The 17,120-nt window shown below is 72.4% G+C and carries 14 protein-coding genes; 7 read left to right on the forward strand and 7 right to left on the reverse strand.

The window, feature by feature from the left end; translation table 11 throughout:
• Positions 1–185: 185 nt before the first annotated feature.
• The 5 genes from AB0N73_RS15780 to AB0N73_RS15800 are packed head-to-tail and all read right to left on the reverse strand — an operon-like array spanning position 186 to position 5,568.
• Positions 186–1,493 (reverse strand): DUF58 domain-containing protein, encoded by a 1,308-nt coding sequence (locus AB0N73_RS15780; RefSeq protein WP_363565209.1) that lies wholly within the window; start codon positions 1,491–1,493, stop codon positions 186–188.
• A gap of 1 nt (position 1,494) precedes the next feature.
• Positions 1,495–2,460: a MoxR family ATPase gene (locus AB0N73_RS15785; protein WP_363565211.1), complete on the reverse strand. Its 966-nt coding sequence runs from the start codon at positions 2,458–2,460 to the stop codon at positions 1,495–1,497.
• Positions 2,457–3,623, reverse strand: coding sequence for a DUF4350 domain-containing protein (locus AB0N73_RS15790; protein WP_363565213.1), 1,167 nt, complete (start codon positions 3,621–3,623; stop codon positions 2,457–2,459). Before AB0N73_RS15790 ends, AB0N73_RS15785 begins: the two co-directional genes overlap by 4 nt.
• Positions 3,620–4,261, reverse strand: coding sequence for a DUF4129 domain-containing protein (locus AB0N73_RS15795; RefSeq protein WP_363565215.1), 642 nt, complete (start codon positions 4,259–4,261; stop codon positions 3,620–3,622). Before AB0N73_RS15795 ends, AB0N73_RS15790 begins: the two co-directional genes overlap by 4 nt.
• Complete coding sequence (locus tag AB0N73_RS15800) at positions 4,258–5,568, reverse strand: glycerophosphoryl diester phosphodiesterase membrane domain-containing protein (RefSeq protein WP_363565217.1); 1,311 nt, start codon at positions 5,566–5,568, stop codon at positions 4,258–4,260. The genes AB0N73_RS15795 and AB0N73_RS15800 overlap by 4 nt, the downstream gene beginning before the upstream one ends.
• 230 nt (positions 5,569–5,798) lie before the next feature.
• On the opposite strand from AB0N73_RS15800, the gene AB0N73_RS15805 reads away from it, so the two are divergent.
• The 6 genes from AB0N73_RS15805 to raiA all read left to right on the forward strand — a co-directional run bounded on the left by AB0N73_RS15805 (position 5,799) and on the right by raiA (position 11,999).
• Positions 5,799–6,326, forward strand: coding sequence for an Asp23/Gls24 family envelope stress response protein (locus AB0N73_RS15805; RefSeq protein WP_363565219.1), 528 nt, complete (start codon positions 5,799–5,801; stop codon positions 6,324–6,326).
• A gap of 147 nt (positions 6,327–6,473) precedes the next feature.
• Positions 6,474–7,154, forward strand: a complete 681-nt coding sequence (gene mtrA / locus AB0N73_RS15810; protein ID WP_363565221.1) for an MtrAB system response regulator MtrA — start codon at positions 6,474–6,476, stop codon at positions 7,152–7,154.
• A gap of 3 nt (positions 7,155–7,157) precedes the next feature.
• Positions 7,158–8,846: an MtrAB system histidine kinase MtrB gene (gene mtrB / locus AB0N73_RS15815; RefSeq protein WP_363565224.1), complete on the forward strand. Its 1,689-nt coding sequence runs from the start codon at positions 7,158–7,160 to the stop codon at positions 8,844–8,846.
• Positions 8,843–10,513: an LpqB family beta-propeller domain-containing protein gene (locus AB0N73_RS15820; RefSeq protein WP_363565226.1), complete on the forward strand. Its 1,671-nt coding sequence runs from the start codon at positions 8,843–8,845 to the stop codon at positions 10,511–10,513. Before mtrB ends, AB0N73_RS15820 begins: the two co-directional genes overlap by 4 nt.
• Before the next feature lie 89 nt (positions 10,514–10,602).
• The gene (locus tag AB0N73_RS15825) at positions 10,603–11,253 is read left to right on the forward strand and encodes a phosphoribosyltransferase family protein (protein ID WP_363565228.1); all 651 of its coding nucleotides are present in this window, start codon (positions 10,603–10,605) and stop codon (positions 11,251–11,253) included.
• An 86-nt stretch (positions 11,254–11,339) separates the two neighbouring features.
• Positions 11,340–11,999: a ribosome-associated translation inhibitor RaiA gene (raiA, locus tag AB0N73_RS15830; protein ID WP_363565230.1), complete on the forward strand. Its 660-nt coding sequence runs from the start codon at positions 11,340–11,342 to the stop codon at positions 11,997–11,999.
• Positions 12,000–12,101: 102 nt separating this feature from the next.
• On the opposite strand, the gene AB0N73_RS15835 is transcribed toward raiA, so the two are convergent.
• A complete protein-coding gene (locus tag AB0N73_RS15835; RefSeq protein WP_363565232.1) occupies positions 12,102–13,433 on the reverse strand; it encodes a hypothetical protein in 1,332 nt (443 codons plus the stop codon).
• Positions 13,434–13,478: 45 nt separating this feature from the next.
• Positions 13,479–14,060, reverse strand: coding sequence for a PadR family transcriptional regulator (locus tag AB0N73_RS15840; protein WP_363565234.1), 582 nt, complete (start codon positions 14,058–14,060; stop codon positions 13,479–13,481).
• A 184-nt stretch (positions 14,061–14,244) separates the two neighbouring features.
• Between AB0N73_RS15840 and secA the strand changes: the two genes are divergently transcribed.
• Positions 14,245–17,031: a preprotein translocase subunit SecA gene (gene secA, locus AB0N73_RS15845; RefSeq protein WP_363565236.1), complete on the forward strand. Its 2,787-nt coding sequence runs from the start codon at positions 14,245–14,247 to the stop codon at positions 17,029–17,031.
• Positions 17,032–17,120 lie beyond the last annotated feature (89 nt).

Below are 17,120 nucleotides of genomic sequence, written 5' to 3' on the forward strand. Positions count from 1 at the left end.
GGGGCCCTCCCCCCCCGGGCCGTCCGCCTACCCCGCCGCGCCCACACCCCGTCGTCCCGCCCACTGGGTCCGCGATGTGCGCTCGACGACGGGATATGCGCTCGGCATCAGGGGAAGGCACATGCACGAGGCCGCACGCACCCTAGAGGGAGCACCCACTGCGCGCGCGGAGCGCGCGTGCCGGGTCAGAGGAGGCCGCGGAGCTTCAGGGCGAGGTAGTGGTCGGCGACTTGCGGGGGGAGGGACTCGGCGTCGGCCGAGAGCGCCACGGCACCGGCGCGTGCGATGCCCGCCGCCACTCGTTCGGCGTCGGCACGGGAGCGCTCCTCGGCAGCGGCCAGGTACGCCTCCTCGGCGTCGACCGCCGCGCCCGTCACGACGTCGGGGCCGGCGTCGGATGCCGTCGCCACCAGCACCCGCGAACGTGCGGCGAGGGTGGGCAGGGCGGCGAGGAACGCGCGGGATGCGTCGGGGTCGTCCTGGGCGGTCAGGAGAACGACCAGGGCGGGCCTCACGCTCAGCCGCTGCACGAGCGCGACGATGCCCGACCAGTCGGTGTCGATGAGCTGCGGCTCGACCGGGGCCATCGCGTCGACGAGGGCGGGCACGAGGGCCGCGCCGTCGACGCCGCTCACCCGCGCCCGTACCGCGCGGTCCATCATGACCAGGTGCAGGTGGTCGCCGGCGCGCGCGGCCAGGGCGGCGAGCAGCAGCGTCGCCTCCATCGTGGCGTCGAGGCGGACGCCGTCGCCCACCCGCGTGGCGGAGGTCCGCCCGGTGTCGACGACCACCACGATGTGGCGGTCGCGCTCGGGTCGCCAGGTGCGCAGCATCGTCGACCCGTGGCGCGCCGTGGCCCGCCAGTCGATCGAACGCACGTCATCCCCGCGCACGTACTCGCGCAGGCTGTCGAACTCGGTGCCGCGCCCGCGTACCTGCACGCTCGTCGATCCGTCGAGCTCGCGCAGCCGCGCCAGACGGGACGGCAGATGGCGGCGGGAGGAGAACGGCGGCAGCACCCGGATCGCGCCCCGGGCCTGACGCACCCCCTGGCGTCCGGCGATGCCGAGCGGACCGAGCGCCCGCACCGCGACGAACCCGCTCACCAGCTCGCCGCGGCGGCGGGGGAGGAGCGCCACGGGGACGCGGCGTGCCTCACCCGCGGGGATGTCGAGGCGCTGGCGCTCCGCGGAGGCACCGGCCGTCGGCTGCCAGGCATCCCTCATCCATCCGCGGAGCCGCCGCGAGCCGGCGTTGCGCAGCGTGACCTCGGTGTCGACGGCCTCGTCGCGGCGGGCGCGGGCGGGCAGCCGCCGCGACACCTCGACGCGTCGGGGATCGGCGGCGGTGATCACGTCGGCCGCCACGACCGCGGCGCACAGCAGCACCCACCCGACGGCGGTCAGCCACGGATCGATTCCGGCGACGTCGAAGAGCACCACGGGCACGAGCCCGAGGAGCAGGAGGAGGGGGAGCCGGCCGGTGACGAACACGTCAGAGCGGAACGCGGGTCTGCTGCAGGACGGCGGAGATGACGGCGTCGACGCTCACGCCCTCGAACTCGGCCTCGGGGCGCAGGCGCAGGCGGTGGCGCCAGGTCGGGGTGAGCATGGTCTGCACGTGGTCGGGGGTGATCGCCGGATAGCCGCCGAGCCACGCCCACGCCTTGGCGCTGGCAAGGAGAGCCGTCGACGCGCGGGGGCTCGCTCCCAGCTGGAGCGACGGCGACTCGCGCGTCGCGCGGGCGAGGTCGACGACGTAGCCGATCAGCTCGTCCGAGACGGCGACGGATGTGGCGGCCCGCTGCGCCGCCGCGATGACGTCGGCGTCGACGACCGCGCTGACGGCCTCGAGTCGCCGCGGGTCGAAGCCGTCAGCGTGACGGCGCAGCACGTCGATCTCGGCCTCGCGGCCCGGCACCTCGATCAGGAGCTTGAGCAGGAACCGGTCGAGCTGCGCCTCCGGCAGCTCGTAGGTGCCCTCGTGCTCGATCGGGTTCTGCGTGGCGGTGACGAGGAACGGATGCGGCAGCGCCCGGGTGACGCCGTCCGCCGAGACCTGGCGCTCCTCCATCGCCTCCAGCAGCGCCGACTGCGTCTTGGGGGGCGTGCGGTTGATTTCGTCGGCGAGCAGGATGTTCGTGAACACCGGCCCCTCACGGAAGTCGAACTCGCCGCTGCGGGCGTCGTAGACGAGCGAACCCGTCACGTCGCCCGGCATGAGGTCCGGGGTGAACTGCACGCGTCGGGTGTCGAGGCCCAGCGCGCGGCTGAACGAGCGCACCAGGAGGGTCTTCGCCACCCCCGGGACGCCCTCGAGCAGCACGTGTCCGCCGGCGAGCAGGGCGACCAGCAGTCCGGTGACGGCGCCGTCCTGGCCGACCACCGCCTTGCCGATCTCGGCTCGGACGCCGTGCATGGCGCGGCGGAGGTCCTCATCGCTCGCGTGGGGATCGGTCATCGCTGGTCCTTTCGGGGGCGGAGCGCCGCGCCGGTGGCGGCCTCGAGGGCGTGAAGGCGGGAGGAGAGGTCGACGAGTGCACGGTCGGTGGGGACGGGCGCCGAGACGAGCGCGGCGTGGACGCTCTCGCGGGAGTCGCCGGTCGCGGTGGCCACGGCATCGGCCACCGTCTGCGCGTCGACGCCGCCGCCGAGCCCGAGCGCGCGGGCGAGCCGTCGCAGCGACGCGTCGCGAAGTCGCTCCGCGGCGTGTTCGGTGTCGCGGCCCCGCGCGTACAGCCGGGCGCGGCCGCGGGTGGTCTCGCCGCCGCGCACCGTCACCGGGAGGCGCTCGAAGACGAGCGGCCCGAACCGACGTCCGCGCCAGAGCGCGGCGCCGATCGCCACGACGGCGAGCAGCACCACGGCGGGGCTCACCCAGTCGGGCGTCAGCTCGCCCAGCGTCGCGGGCGCAGCGCCCTCGGCGTCGGCGTCGGCGAGTGTCGGCACGAACCAGACGACCCTGTCGTGGCGCCCGAGGAGAGAGATCGCGAGCGCCGCGTTCCCGTTCTGGGCGAGCGCGTCGTTGGTGAAGAGGGCGGTCGCATCGATCGCGGAGCGCCGGTGTCCGTTCTCCTCCGACCAGAGCAGCCCGTAGCCGCCGTCGACGGCGTAGCACCCGGACGCCTCCGGCGCGTCGAGGGCCGCACCGACCACGATCGCGCCGGCGCGCTCGGCCGCCTCCAGGTCGCACGCGGGCGGGACCGGTTCGGTCGGCCCGAATCCCGCGACCGTGCCGTTGAAGAGGACGCGGAGGCCGCGGGAGCGGACGTCGGCGACCACCACGTCGTCGGCGGCGTCGGCCAGGTGCTCGAAGGCGGCGTCGGAGACGAAGGGGGAGTCCGGGAGCAGCAGAGTGGATGCGGACCCGGTGACGGCCTGCCGCGCCGCGTCCAGGCTGCGCACGATCTCGACGTCGACGCCCTGCTGTTCGAGGATGCGTGCGAGCGCACGCGTGCCGCCGGGACCTGCCGAGTCGGGGTCGAAGCGGTCGCGTTCGGTCCACTGCACCGCTCCCGACACGGTGGCGCCGACGATGCCCGCGCCGATGAGGACCGCCACGAGCATGCCCCATCCGATGACGCGGCGCAGGCGCGAGGGGGGTGCCGGGGCGAGCGTGCTCATGCGACCCCCGCCCGCTCGGCGCGAAGCCGCCCGTCCACCGCGCGGACCCGTTCGTAGGCCTCGGGGGTGCCGGGGCGGCGCAGATATCGCACATCATCGAAGTCGGAGGCGCAGGAGTGGAGCGCTGCGGCCTCGTCGGGGAAGACGCGTCCTGCCTGCCGTGCGAAGGCGTGCACGGTGGCTCCGGGGGCCGTCTCGACGAGTCCCCGCTCGTCGAGGTCACGGGCGAGCGCGCGCACGGCCGTGGCGATCGCCTCGTCCCACGCGCCGGCCCGTGCCTGCCGCTCCGCGTCGTCGCGGAGCTGGCGGGCGCTGCGCGCGGTCTCCTCGCCGAACAGCGTCGCGGTGCGCGCGGCGCGGCTGCGGGCGCGCGTGCGCGGTCGCCCCCACACGAGGAGCGCGAGCACGACGATCGCCACGAGCACGACGGCCGCCACGACCGCGAAGACGGCGCCCAGGCCGCCCGGCGCACCGCCGGAGAACAGCGATCCGATCGCGTCGCCGATGGCCTGGGCGACGCGATCGATCGGGGTGGGCTCCGCCGTGCGATAGGCGGTGTCCGACAGTTCCTGCTCGGCCCACCGTCGCCCCTCCTCCCCGTCCGGGATGAGGGGAGCAGCGAGCGCGACGACGTTCACCGACCGTCGGACGGGGCCCCGGGCGCCGCCCAGTCGGTGGCGGAGCGGGGGACGTCGTCGGGAGCCGGAGCGACGGGTGGGACGGGCTCGGTGCCCGTCGCGGGGGCGTCTGACGTCTGCCCGGACGGCGCCGGCGCATCGGTCGGCGGGATCGGCGCTTCCGGCGTCGATGCGGTGCCGTACGGTGCGGGGCTTCCCGCGGCAGGCCACGTGCCGGCGGGCGCCGGCCAGGCGGGCGGCACCGGAGCGGCCCACTGCGGACGCGGCGCGACATCGCGGCCGATGTGCCAGGAGTAGGGGTCCGCGGGACCGGCGCCCGCGTGGCGCTGGTCGACGTACGACTGCAGATCCAGATCGAGGCCCTCGCGGCGCATGCGGCAGTCCACGTAGACCAGGGTCGCCGCGCTGGAGAACACGACCAGGGCGACCGACTGGATCAGCAGCGTCACGATCTGCGTGATCAGGGTCGTGACGATGAAGGCGATGATCGAGGTGGGATCCGACGCCCCCGTCGGCGCGATGGTCGACGAGAGGATCGATCCCAGCAGCGAGAACGGGATACTGACCAGCTGCGCCACGGCGGAGAAGGTGATCTGCACCAGGATCCACACGCCCAGCGCCGGCCAGAAGCGGCCGCGCGTCAGTCGCCACGATCGTGCGATGGCGGCGAAGATGCCGCTGCGCTCGAGCACGAGGATGGGGGTGACCAGCAGCAGTTTCGTGGTCACCCACAGGGCCAGCGGGATCGCCGCGAAGACGCACAGGATGCCGAGCACGATGCCGACCGGCAGCGCCGCGAAGCTGATGCCGATGACGGCGCCGACGACGAGGGCCACGGCGAGGAGGATGACGCCGACCGACAGGAAGGTGTAGCCGATCAGTCGCCAGAAGGCGGGGCGCACGCGTCGCCAGAGGGCACCGACCGTGAGCTTCTCGGCCACGACCCCGTGGGCGACGTCGGCCACGACGACGGCCTGCACGATGACCGTCAGTGCCGTGCCCGCGATGCCCAGCACGACACCGGTGACGACGGTGATGGCGATCGAGCCGGCGAAGATCGCCTCGAAATCGGGGCTGTTGGGCGACACCGTCGCCAGGCGGGAGAACGTGGCGAAGGTGACACCGCCCACGACGGCGATCATCACGACGTACACGAGCATCTGCATGCCCAGGGCGAAGCCGAGCAGCACGCGCGGGTTCTGCCGCAGTGCGGTGAACGACCGACCGAGGATCGTGCCGAACGACAGCGGATGAAGCGGGACGATGCCGGCGCGCGGTGCCGGGGTCCAACTCGGGTAGGCGGTCACGATGATCTCCTCGCGGTCGTCACGGTCCCTATCGTGGCACACCCTTCGCGCGCGATCTCCCGCATGTGGACGGGGCGCCGAGAGCGTGCGCACCGCGCGAGCGGGCGGGCGACGGAACGAATTCGTGACGAATCCGCGCCCGCGTACCTCTTATCCGTAGAAGCGCAGAACGCGCTCGCGTCGCCTCCCACGAGGGCGCGACGGCCCAGACCGGAGAAAGAGGACTTCCCATGGCCGAGGACACCCCCACCACGACCCCCACTCCCGCCACGGTCGCCGAGACGGTGCACCCCCTGACCCCCGCCGTGACGCCCGCGGGGCGCGTCGATCGCGCCGGCGTCGTGCCGTCCACGGGCGAGTCCGCCGGTGACGCGGCCGTCGGGACGACCACGATCTCCGACGGCGTGGTCGCGAAGGTCGCGGGCATCGCCGCGCGCGAGGTGCCGGGCGTCTACGCGCTCGGCGGCGGCGGTGCGCGGGCGCTGGGCGTCATCCGCGACGCCGTGAACGCGACGGATCTCACGCAGGGCGTCTCGGTCGAGGTCGGCGAGACCCAGGCAGCGGCGGACCTGACGATCGTCGTCGAGTACCCGGCGCCGATCCACGAGGTCGCAGCCAACGTCCGCTCCGCGGTCGCCGCGGCGATCAGCCGCCTCGTGGGTCTCGAGGTGGTCGAGGTCAACGTCGACGTCAAGGACGTCCACGTCGCGGGCGCCGACGACGGCGATGACGATGAGACGGAGTCGCGCGTCGCCTGACACTCACACCGGAAGGGGTGCGCCGCGCGACGCGGCGCACCCCTTCCGCCGCCCGGGCGCGGGTGTGGTCTACGCTGAATGTGCGCACGGGGGCATCGGCGGTACCCGGCCGTCGCCGTGTCGACGCAAAGGACGAAACGCGTTTCTATGACTTCACGCATTCTCGTGGTCGACGATGACACGGCGCTGGCCGAGATGATCGGCATCGTGCTGGACACCGAGGGCTTCGAGACCGCCTTCTGCGCCGACGGTGCGCAGGCGGTCGAGGCCTTCCGGACGGTGCGTCCCGACCTCGTGCTGCTCGACCTGATGCTTCCGGGCATGGACGGCATCGAGATCTGCACGCAGCTGCGTGCCGAGTCGGGCGTCCCGATCATCATGCTCACCGCCCGCACCGACACGGCCGACCTCGTGGCCGGTCTGGAGTCGGGCGCGGACGACTACATCGTCAAGCCCTTCAACCCGAAGGAGCTCGTCGCCCGCATCCGCACCCGGCTGCGGCCGGCGGCGGTGGAGGCGAGCGAGACCCTGCGCATCGGCGATCTCACGGTCGACGTCGCCGCGCACGAGGTGCGCCGCGCCGGCGCGGGGATCGCGCTCACGCCGCTCGAGTTCGAGCTGCTGGTGGCGCTGGCATCCAAGCCGCAGCAGGTCTTCTCGCGCGAGATGCTGCTCGAACAGGTCTGGGGCTACCACTACAAGGCCGATACGCGCCTCGTGAACGTGCACGTGCAGCGTCTGCGCGCCAAGGTCGAGCTCGACCCGGACAACCCGAAGATCGTCACGACGGTGCGCGGCGTGGGGTACCGCGCGGGCGCCGTGGTCTAGAAGATGCCGGCCGGCTCGGTCGCGCTCACCCGCCGGGCACGGGTGATGCGTCAGCTGCGGGCGTGGCGCACCTGGCCGGAGCAGGTGGCGGGCCTGTGGCGGCGTTCGCTGCGCTTCCGCACCCTCGTGCTCACGATCGCGCTGTCGACCCTCGCGATCCTGGTCGCCTGCGTCTGGATGGCGCTGGCCATCCAGAACGACCTGTTCCAGTCGCGTCGCGACCAGGTGCTCGGCGACGCCCGGCGTGCCACGACCGCCGCTCAGGAGACGCTGGACTCGGCGCTGCAGGGCGATGCCTCCCAGGTGCGCAACGTCATGGACAGCGTGAGCGCGACGCTCGGACGGCAGTCCGACTCCGACCGCGTCGCCGTCTTCCGCGTCGACCAGGTGCCCTCGCCGAACGCGCCGCAGGACTTCGTGCTCGGCGGGAGCTGGGACGAGCAGATCTCCGACTCGTTGCGGGCGAAGGTGCGCACCGACGCGTCGTTGCAGTGGTGGCAGTCCGTCTCGCTCGCCGACGAGGCGGGGCGGATGGTGCCCGGCATCGTGGTCGGGCAGCAGCTCAGCGTGCCCGGCGTCGGCGCGTACGAGCTCTACATCGGCTACGACCTGGGGGCGGCGGATCAGACGCTCGGTTTCGTCCAGGGCACCCTGTGGGTGGTCGGGCTCGCGCTGATCGCCATCATCGCGGGCATCTCGTGGGTCGTGCTCCGCTCCGTGACGGTGCCTATCGGGGAGGCGGCCGAGACGTCCGCGCAGCTCGCGGCCGGACGGCTCGACGTGCGGCTCGACGTGCACGGCGAGGACGAGATCGCCACGCTCGGACGCTCCTTCAATGCGATGGCCGACAGCATCCAGGCGCAGATCAAGGAGCTCGCCGAGCTCTCGCTGGTGCAGCAGCGGTTCGTGTCCGACGTCTCGCACGAACTGCGCACCCCGCTGACGACGATCCGGCTCGCCGCCGACGTGCTCAACGACCACCGCGCGAGCTTCGACCCCGTGAGCGGGCGGGCGGCCGAGCTCCTGCACGCACAGGTGCAGCGCTTCGAGCTGCTGCTCGGCGACCTGCTCGAGATCAGCCGCTACGACGCCGGATCGGTGCAGCTGGAGCAGGAGCCCACGAGCCTCGCCCACCTGGCGGAGGATGTCATCGCCCAGATGCAGCAGCTCGCCGAGCAGCACGGCACGGATGTGCGCCTCGTGGCCCCGGGAGGGTACTCGCCCGTCGACATGGACCCGCGGCGGGTCCGCCGGGTGGTGCGGAACCTGCTGGGCAACGCGATCGAGCACGGCGAGGGCCGGCCGATCGTCGTCACGGTCGACTCGGATCAGGATGCGGTGGCCCTCGGGGTGCGCGACTACGGGATGGGCATGCATCCGGAGGAGCAGGAGCGGGTGTTCGACCGGTTCTGGCGGGCTGACCCCTCGCGCAAGCGCACGATCGGCGGGACCGGGCTCGGACTCTCGATCGCGCTCGGCGACGCGCGCCTGCACGGTGGCACCCTGGCCGTCTGGTCCTCGCCCGGGCGGGGCACGAACTTCGTGCTCACGCTGCCGCGGCGCAGCGTCACCGAGCCCGTCGAGTCGCCGATCCCGCTCGCCCCGGGCGACGAGGCGCTCGACGACCTCGGCATCACCCAGCCGATCGACGTCTCCGGGCTGAACGCGCTGGAGCGGGAGGGCCGCTCATGAGACGGATGTGGATGGCGCTGCTCTGCGCGAGCATGCTCGCGCTCACGGCCTGCGCGGGGCTTCCCACGACGGGGCCCGTCCAGCCCGGTCCGGGTGCGACCACCGAGGCCACCGACCCCGACGTGTCGTACCGTCCCGACGCCCCCCAGCCGGGGGCGACCCCGCAGCAGATCGTCGAAGGGTTCGTGCGTGCGGCATCCGGCCCGCAGGACAACTGGCAGATCGCCCGGCTCTTCCTCTCGGCGGGGTACCGCGAGACCTGGAACCCCGAGGCGGGAGTGCTCGTCGACGTCCTGGCCGATCGGGAGTACGCCGAGCCGGCGGAGGGGGCGGTGTCGCTGCAGATCACGCCGGCGGCGACCGTCGACGAGGGCGGCACCTACACCCGCTCCGACGGCGGAGCGTCGGCGCCGCTGTCGTACACGCTCGCCCAGCAGGGCAACGGCGAATGGCGCATCACGCGCGCGCCCGACGGCATCCTCATGGATGAGGATCTCTTCAACACCGGCAACGTCTTCCGTTCGTACGCGCTCATGTACTTCGACCCCACCTGGGATTTCCTCGTGCCGGACGTACGGTGGTTCCCCCGAGCGAACGCCGTGACGCGGATCGCGTCGGCGCTCGTCAACGGCGAGCCCTCCGAATGGCTCGCCGACGCGGTCGTCTCGTCGTTCCCCGACAACGTCACCCTCGTCCCCTCGGTGCCCGCCCCGAACGGGGTGGCGCAGGCCGAGCTGAGCGAACAGGTGCTCTCCCTCGACCAGGTCACACTCGACCGCATGCAGACCCAGCTGTCGGCGAGCCTCGGCACCGCGCAGATCGGGGGAGTGGACATGCTGGTCGACGGCGGCCGAGTGGGCGCGTCGAAGGTCGCCACGCGCGACACGAACGTCGACGCCCGCGCCCTCGTGCTCGACGCCGACGGCTTCGGGTTCCTGCTCTCGAACCAGATCACCGCGATCCCCGGCCTCTCGGAGGCCATCGTCGACGCCGAGCCGACGGCGATCCAGACCGCGCCCGACAAGACCTCCGCCGCGGTGCTCCTGCCCGACGGCAGCGCGGCGCGCGTCACCGCCGACGCGACGACCGTCGTCGATGATCGCGCGGGTCTCATCGACCCGACCATCGATCCGTTCGAGGTGGTGTGGACGGTGCCGAGCGCGGACCCGGACGCGGTGCGCGCGACGCTCGGCAACGGCACCGCACTGGCCCTGCCCGCGAGCTGGGGGGCGAGCAGCATCTCGGCCATGCAGATCTCGCGCGACGGCACGCGGATGGCCGCGATCATCACCCTCGGCGGCGCGCCCACCGTCGTGGTCGCCGGCGTCATCCGGGACTCCGACGGCGTGCCGACGGGCCTCGGCGAGGCGGTCGCGTTGTCGCCGCTCAGTGGCGAGGGGCGGGATGTCGCATGGGTGGACGCGGCGACGATCGGTGTCCTCGCCGGTCCCGCCGACGCCGTGCAGTACGTGCAGCAGCCCGTGGGCGGCGACACGGTGGCCTGGGAGGCCCCGGTGGGCGCGGTGTCGCTGGCGGGAGTCAACCTCCCCAGCGCCGTCCGCGTGCTCGACGGCAACGGCGCGCTCTTCGTTCGTCGCCAGGCGAACTGGGTGCAGACGGGAGCCGGCATCGACGTGCTCGCGGTGCAGCAGGGCGCCGCGCCGTAGCTCCTCCCCATCCCGGGCGCCGCGGCGGGTCGCCCCCACTCCGGGGCGGGGCGCGACACGACCGGCTCCGGCGGCGCGAATATCGGCGGATGAGTCCGGATCCGCTCTCGTGGTGGCGTCGCGCGTCGGCCGAGGCGCTCGCGCTCCTGGTGCCCGTCGACTGCGCCGGGTGCGGAACGCCCGACACGGCGCTGTGCGACGACTGCCGCCGGCTGTTGTCCACGCCGGCGGTGCTCCAGCGGCGATCGCCCTCGGGGCTCCGGGTGTGCGCGGCGTTCTCCTTCGAGACCCACGTGGCCGCTGCGCTCCGCGAGCTCAAGGAGGGTGGGCGCACCGCGCTCGCGCGCCCGCTCGGTGCGGCGCTCGCCGCGTGCGCCGCGACACAGGGGCGCGATGCGGTCTTCGTCCCCGTTCCCACCTCCGCCGCCGCGTTCCGGCGGCGCGGCTACCGCGTGCCCGACCTGCTCCTGGCGCGGGCCGGCCTCCCGGCGCTGCGGGGGATCGACGCGGTGCGGCGTATCGCCGACCAGCGCGCGCTCGGGCGCGAGGAGCGGGCGGCGAACGTCGCGCTGAGCATGCGCGGCCGCACGATCGTCGCCGGGCGGCGCGTCGTCATCGTCGACGATGTCGTGACGACGGGGGCGACGCTCGACGAGGCCGCGCGGGCGCTCACCGCCGCCGGAGCGGAGGTCGTGGCAGCCCTGACGGTCGCCGCCACGCCGCGGGGTAATCGAACGTGACACCTCGGTGAAGGAGGGCTAGCGTGGAGATGACAAGGCGACGAAGGTCCGCCCTTGTGAGGGTGGACCCGAACAAGGAGGTCACAGTGGAAAGCAACATCGTTGGTGTCGGAGTGGGCATCACGGATCGATTCCGCACGGTCGTCGATGAGAAGTCGACTCGCATCGAGAACATCGCACCTCGCGCACAGAGCCTCGACGTCAAGGTCACGCATCGGGCCTATCACAACGGGCGCCGAGAAGATTCGACGGTCGAGCTCACGCTCACGGGCAAGGGCCCCCTGGTGCGCGCTGAGGCCGTCGACACCGACAAGTTCACGGCCCTCGATCTCGCGGTCGACAAGCTGTGCGAACAGATCCGCCGGGCCAAGGACAAGCGCGTCGACGCGCGGAACCACCCGCGCGGCGCGCACTTCGAGAAGGGCACCGGCGAGATCGCCGGCCTCGACGTCGAGCCCGCCTCGGTCGAGGTGCTGCAGGCGGTCGCCACCGGCGCCGTGCCTGTTCTCACCGGTCCCGAGGACGAGGCCGACTACACGCCCGTCGTCATCCGCTCGAAGCAGTTCGACGCCGAATGGATGACGACCGAGGACGCCGTCGACCGGATGGAGCTGGTCGGCCACGACTTCTTCCTCTTCATCGACGCGCGCACCGACCAGCCGAGCGTCGTCTACCGCCGCAAGGGCTGGGACTACGGCGTGATCGCGCTCGCCACGCAGGCGCAGCCCGCCGCGCTGGTCTCGTAGCACCCGACCCCGAACGATGAGGAGGCCGCATCCCGATCCGGATGCGGCCTCCTTCGTCTGTCGTGCGTCGCGGGTTCGTCTGTCGTGCGTCGCGGGCGGTGCTCAGTCGAACATGTCGCCCAGCAGTCCGCCGATCACGAGCCCGCCGAGGATGCCGCCCATGGCGTCGCCCATCCCGCCGCGACCGCCACGGCCACCGCGGCCGCCGCCCCATCCGCCGCCCCACTCGTCATCGCGCGGGCGCGAGGAGTCGATGTCGCGCTGCGCGAGGTGCAGCGCCTCGCTCGCGAGCTGTCCGGACCTGCGCGCGAGGTGCAGGCCGCTCTCGAGCGAGTCCTCCTCGTCGGGCAGGCGTTCGATGTCGCCGCGGGCGCGCTCGGCCTCCGCCAGCCGGGTGCGCGCATCCGCGCCGATCCACCCGCTGTGGCCCGAGATCAAGCTCCGCGCGACCGCGATCTGCCGGTCCGCGTCGTCGATCGCGTGGCGCACCTGGCCGGGGCTCGGGAGCGGCCGCTCGGCGCGCTTGCGGGCCTTCGCGATGGCGGCGTCGAGCGCGTCGTTCGCTTCGCGCAGGCGCGAGAGGTCGTCGAACGGGTCGGCGAGTTCGCCGGCCGGGGGGAGGGCCGCGAGGGCGCGTTCGAGCTCCAGCACGCCCGCGCGGATCTCGGGCGTCGCCGGCACGTCGCGGGCGCGGACGATGTCGTCGCGCGAGTCGGCCACCACTTCGGCGAGCGTCGACTCGGCACGGAGCGCCTCGATCTCGAAGTCCTCGGCGCTGTCGAGCAACGACTCGGCCCGCCGGACGGCCTCGGTGGCGGCCTCGAGCGCAAGGTTCGCCTCCTCGGCGCGGCCGGCATCGCGGCGACGCTCCGAGACGTCGGCGCTGTGTGCGGCGAACGAGAGCACCTGGGCCACCTCGGCGGGGGCGTTCTCGATCTGCCGCAGGGCGGAGGCGGCGTACCGTCCGCGCATCCGCTCCACCACCTCGGCCGCGTTCGGGATGCGTTCGCGCAGGCGTTCCGCGTCGGCACGGACTCGTGCGAGCACCTCCGGCGCGCGGCGCACCCGCGCGATGTCCTCGGCGAGCGAGGTCGAGCGATCCTCCAGGAGGTCCTCCGCCCACTCGCACAGCTGCACGATGCGGGCGTTGCGTGTGCGCAGCTCCTCCGGGGTGTCGGGGATCTCGTCGTGGTTCAGCTGGTGCAGCTGGAACGCCTCGCCGAGGTGGGTGCGCACCGCCGTCAGCGCCTCGGTCAGCTCGCGCGTGGACGTCGCGCCGAGCTCGGCTTCGGCGAATGCGAGCTCCTCGCGCGTGGCGCGGATGCGTTCGTCGGCGGCGACGAGGGCCTGCTGGGCGCGCCGGGCGAGATCCGCGTCCTGCGCGTCCAGCTCTGCCTGCTCTTCGCGCTTGCGTTTACCCCAGAAACCGGCCATGGATCGATCCTAAGCGCGCCCCTGCGGCGGCGGCGTGTGAGGCTCTCAGGCCACGCGGGGGCGTCCGCGCTTCGGGCGGGCGGCGGAGAGCGGGAGGATGCGGTCGGCCGCCGCCATCCGTGCGATGCGCTCGGCGGTGCGATCGAGCCACACGACCTCGGCGCGGGCGTGTTCGAGGGTCGCGTCGTGCGAGATCGCGGCGGTGAGGTCCTCGGGCGTGAGGGCGTCGCTCGTGTCGATCGCTTCGAGCGCATCGAGGCGCAGTCGGGCCGCCTCCTGCTCGGCGGCGACCGTGGCGGCGGCGTCGGGCCCCGGCAGTGTGGCGGCCATCGCGAGTTTCACGGTCAGCTCGTCACGGGTCGCCGCGGGGCGGGCGACCGGCAGGCGCAGCCAGGCGTCCGCCGTCGCGCGTCCGGCATCCGTGACCGCGTAGTAGACGTGTCCCTGCGCGTCCACGTCGCCTTTGGCCACGAGGCCGTCCCGCTCGAGACGTTCGAGGGTGTTGTAGATCTGCCCGACGTTGACCGTCCACGCGCCTCCGGTACGACGTTCCAGCTCGGCGCGCAGCTGATAGCCGTAGCAGGCGCCGGAGGTCAGGATCGCGAGCAGGCTGTGACGTACCGACATCCAAGAGTCCTTCCACGGGGCAGGGTTTCCGCGTATATGCATACCCGGAAGAGCGTGTGCGGCGGCGACGGCGCGCCGCATCCAGTCCTCTCGAAGGTCACGGGCCGATAACATGGGGACCGTGTGCCCGGTCGCCGGGCATGAGGCGGCGTTCCCGCGCCCACCCGATGGATGGAGATCCCCCGTGGCCAACCCTCTCGAGAAACTGCTCCGCGCCGGTGAAGGCCGGCTCCTGCGCCGTCTGCAGCAGGTCGTCAAGGCCGTGGGCGCCCTCGAGGACGAGTACACGCACCTGAGCGACGAGGAGCTGCGCGGCGAGACCGCCGAGCTGCGCGCGCGGTACCAGGCCGGCGAGACGCTCGACCAGCTCATGCCCGAGGCGTTCGCCGCCATCCGCGAGGCGGCCAAGCGCACGCTGGGCCAGCGCCCCTACGACGTGCAGATCATGGGCGGCGCGGCCCTCCACCTCGGCAACATCGCCGAGATGAAGACCGGTGAGGGCAAGACCCTGACGGCGACGTTCGCCGCTTACCTCAACGCCATCGCGGGCGAGGGCGTCCACGTCATCACGGTCAACGACTTCCTCGCGAGCTACCAGGCCGAGCTCATGGGTCGTGTCTATCGCGCGCTCGGCATGACCACCGGCACCGTCGTCTCCGGGCAGACCCCCGCCGTCCGCCGCGAGCAGTACGAGGCCGACATCACATACGGTACGAACAACGAGTTCGGCTTCGACTACCTGCGCGACAACATGGCCTGGCGCAAGGAGGACCTCGTGCAGCGCGGTCACTTCTTCGCCGTGGTCGACGAGGTCGACTCGATCCTCATCGACGAGGCGCGCACCCCGCTCATCATCTCCGGGCCGTCCTCGGGCGAGGCCAACCGCTGGTTCGCCGAGTTCGCGAAGATCGCGAAGACCCTCGAGCCCGGCGTCGACTACGAGGTCGATGAGAAGAAGCGCACGATCGGCGTCCTGGAGCCCGGCATCGAGAAGGTCGAGGACTACCTCGGCATCGACAACCTGTACGAGTCGGCCAACACGCCGCTGATCTCGTTCCTCAACAACTCGATCAAGGCGCTCGCGCTCTTCAAGCGCGACACCGACTACGTCGTCATGAACGACGAGGTCATGATCGTCGACGAGCACACCGGCCGCATCCTCGTGGGCCGCCGGTACAACGAGGGCATCCACCAGGCGATCGAGGCCAAGGAGGCCGTGCCCGTCAAGGCCGAGAACCAGACGCTCGCCACGGTCACCCTCCAGAACTACTTCCGTCTGTACGACAAGCTCTCCGGCATGACCGGTACCGCCGAGACCGAGGCCGCCGAGTTCATGGCGACCTACAAGCTCGGCGTCGTCCCCATCCCGACCAACAAGCCGATGATCCGCAAGGACCAGGCGGACCTCGTCTACAAGAACGAGCAGGCGAAGTTCGTCCAGGTCGTCGAGGACATCGCCGAGCGGTACGAGAAGGGGCAGCCCGTCCTCGTCGGAACCGTCAGCGTCGAGAAGAGCGAGTACCTCTCGCGCATGCTGGCCAAGAAGGGCATCAAGCACGAGGTTCTCAACGCCAAGAACCACGCGCGCGAGGCCGAGATCGTCGCGCGGGCCGGCCGCCTGGGCGCCGTCACGGTCGCCACCAACATGGCCGGTCGAGGCACCGACGTCATGCTCGGCGGCAACGCCGAGTTCCTCGCGGTGCAGGAGATGAAGGCGAAGGGGCTCGACCCCGTCGAGACGCCCGAAGAGTACGAGGCGGCCTGGGACGACGTGTACCAGGGCGTGCGCGACATCGTCGCCGAGGAGGCGGCCAAGGTCGTCGACGCCGGCGGCCTGTACGTCCTCGGCACCGAGCGTCACGAGTCCCGCCGCATCGACAACCAGCTGCGCGGTCGTTCGGGACGTCAGGGAGACCCCGGCGAGAGCCGCTTCTACCTGTCGCTGACCGACGACCTCATGCGTCTGTTCCAGTCCGGCGCCGCCGAGGCGATCCTGGCGCGCACGAACTTCCCCGACGATGTCGCCATCGAGTCGGGCATGGTGTCGCGAGCCATCAAGAGCGCGCAGTCGCAGGTCGAGGCGCGCAACGCCGAGATGCGCAAGAACGTCCTCAAGTACGACGACGTGCTCAACCGGCAGCGCGAGGCGATCTACGCCGACCGTCGTCAGATGCTCCACGGCGACGACATCGCGGGGCGTGTGAGCCACTTCATCGAAGATGCGGTCGGTGCGATCGTCGACGACCACACCGGTCGCGGCCACACCGAGAGCTGGGACTTCGACGCCCTCTGGACCGAGCTGAAGACCGTCTACCCCGTGGGCGTCACGATCGACGAGGTCATCGCCGAGGCGGGGGAGAAGGGGCGGGTGACCCCGACCGGCCTCAAGCGCGAGCTCACGAGCGACGCGGCCGTCGCGTACTCCCGCCGCGAGGAGGAGCTCGGTGAGCCGGCGATGCGCGAGCTCGAGCGTCGCGTCGTGCTGCAGGTGCTCGATCGCCGCTGGCGCGATCACCTCTACGAGATGGACTACCTCAAGGACGGCATCGGCCTGCGCGCGATGGCGCAGCGCGATCCGCTCATCGAGTACCAGCGCGAGGGGTACGAGATGTTCCAGACGATGATGGGCCAGATCAAGGAGGAGTCCGTCGGGTTCCTCTTCAACCTCGAGGTCGAGGTGCGCCGTCCCGACGGCGAGCACACCGAGGTCGAGGCGAAGGGGCTCGTCACGCCGACCGTCGAGGCGCAGCGCCTGGAGTACAGCGCTCCGACCGAGGACGGCGACGTCGAGGTCCGCAACGACCGCGGTCAGGTGCAGAAGGCCGCCACCGGTCGCGCGCGCCAGGCGACCGCGCCCGCCGCTGCCCCGGCGCCCGTCGCCGAGGCTCCCCGCGGCGCCTTCGGCCAGCGCACCGAGGCCCCCGCCCCGGCGCCCCAGAACCGCGCCGACCGCCGCGCCAAGAAGAAGTAACCCCTCCCGGTCCGCCCACCCCGCGGACCGCCGAGACAGCGCTTTGGCGCCGAGACAGCGGGTTTAACCCACGGTCTCGGCGCCAAAGC

The organism is Microbacterium sp. NPDC089189 (assembly GCF_040685095.1).
Taxonomy (GTDB): domain Bacteria; phylum Actinomycetota; class Actinomycetes; order Actinomycetales; family Microbacteriaceae; genus Microbacterium.

Bases quoted from the DNA above. Each gene is read 5' to 3' on its own strand.
- AB0N73_RS15790 (WP_363565213.1), bottom strand. From the start codon at position 3,623: ATGAGCACGCTCGCCCCGGCACCCCCCTCGCGCCTGCGCCGCGTCATC.
- mtrB (WP_363565224.1), top strand. From the start codon at position 7,158: ATGCCGGCCGGCTCGGTCGCGCTCACCCGCCGGGCACGGGTGATGCGT.
- AB0N73_RS15825 (WP_363565228.1), top strand. From the start codon at position 10,603: ATGAGTCCGGATCCGCTCTCGTGGTGGCGTCGCGCGTCGGCCGAGGCG.
- AB0N73_RS15835 (WP_363565232.1), bottom strand. From the start codon at position 13,433: ATGGCCGGTTTCTGGGGTAAACGCAAGCGCGAAGAGCAGGCAGAGCTG.
- AB0N73_RS15840 (WP_363565234.1), bottom strand. From the start codon at position 14,060: ATGTCGGTACGTCACAGCCTGCTCGCGATCCTGACCTCCGGCGCCTGC.
- AB0N73_RS15820 (WP_363565226.1), top strand. From the start codon at position 8,843: ATGAGACGGATGTGGATGGCGCTGCTCTGCGCGAGCATGCTCGCGCTC.
- mtrA (WP_363565221.1), top strand. From the start codon at position 6,474: ATGACTTCACGCATTCTCGTGGTCGACGATGACACGGCGCTGGCCGAG.
- AB0N73_RS15785 (WP_363565211.1), bottom strand. From the start codon at position 2,460: ATGACCGATCCCCACGCGAGCGATGAGGACCTCCGCCGCGCCATGCAC.
- AB0N73_RS15805 (WP_363565219.1), top strand. From the start codon at position 5,799: ATGGCCGAGGACACCCCCACCACGACCCCCACTCCCGCCACGGTCGCC.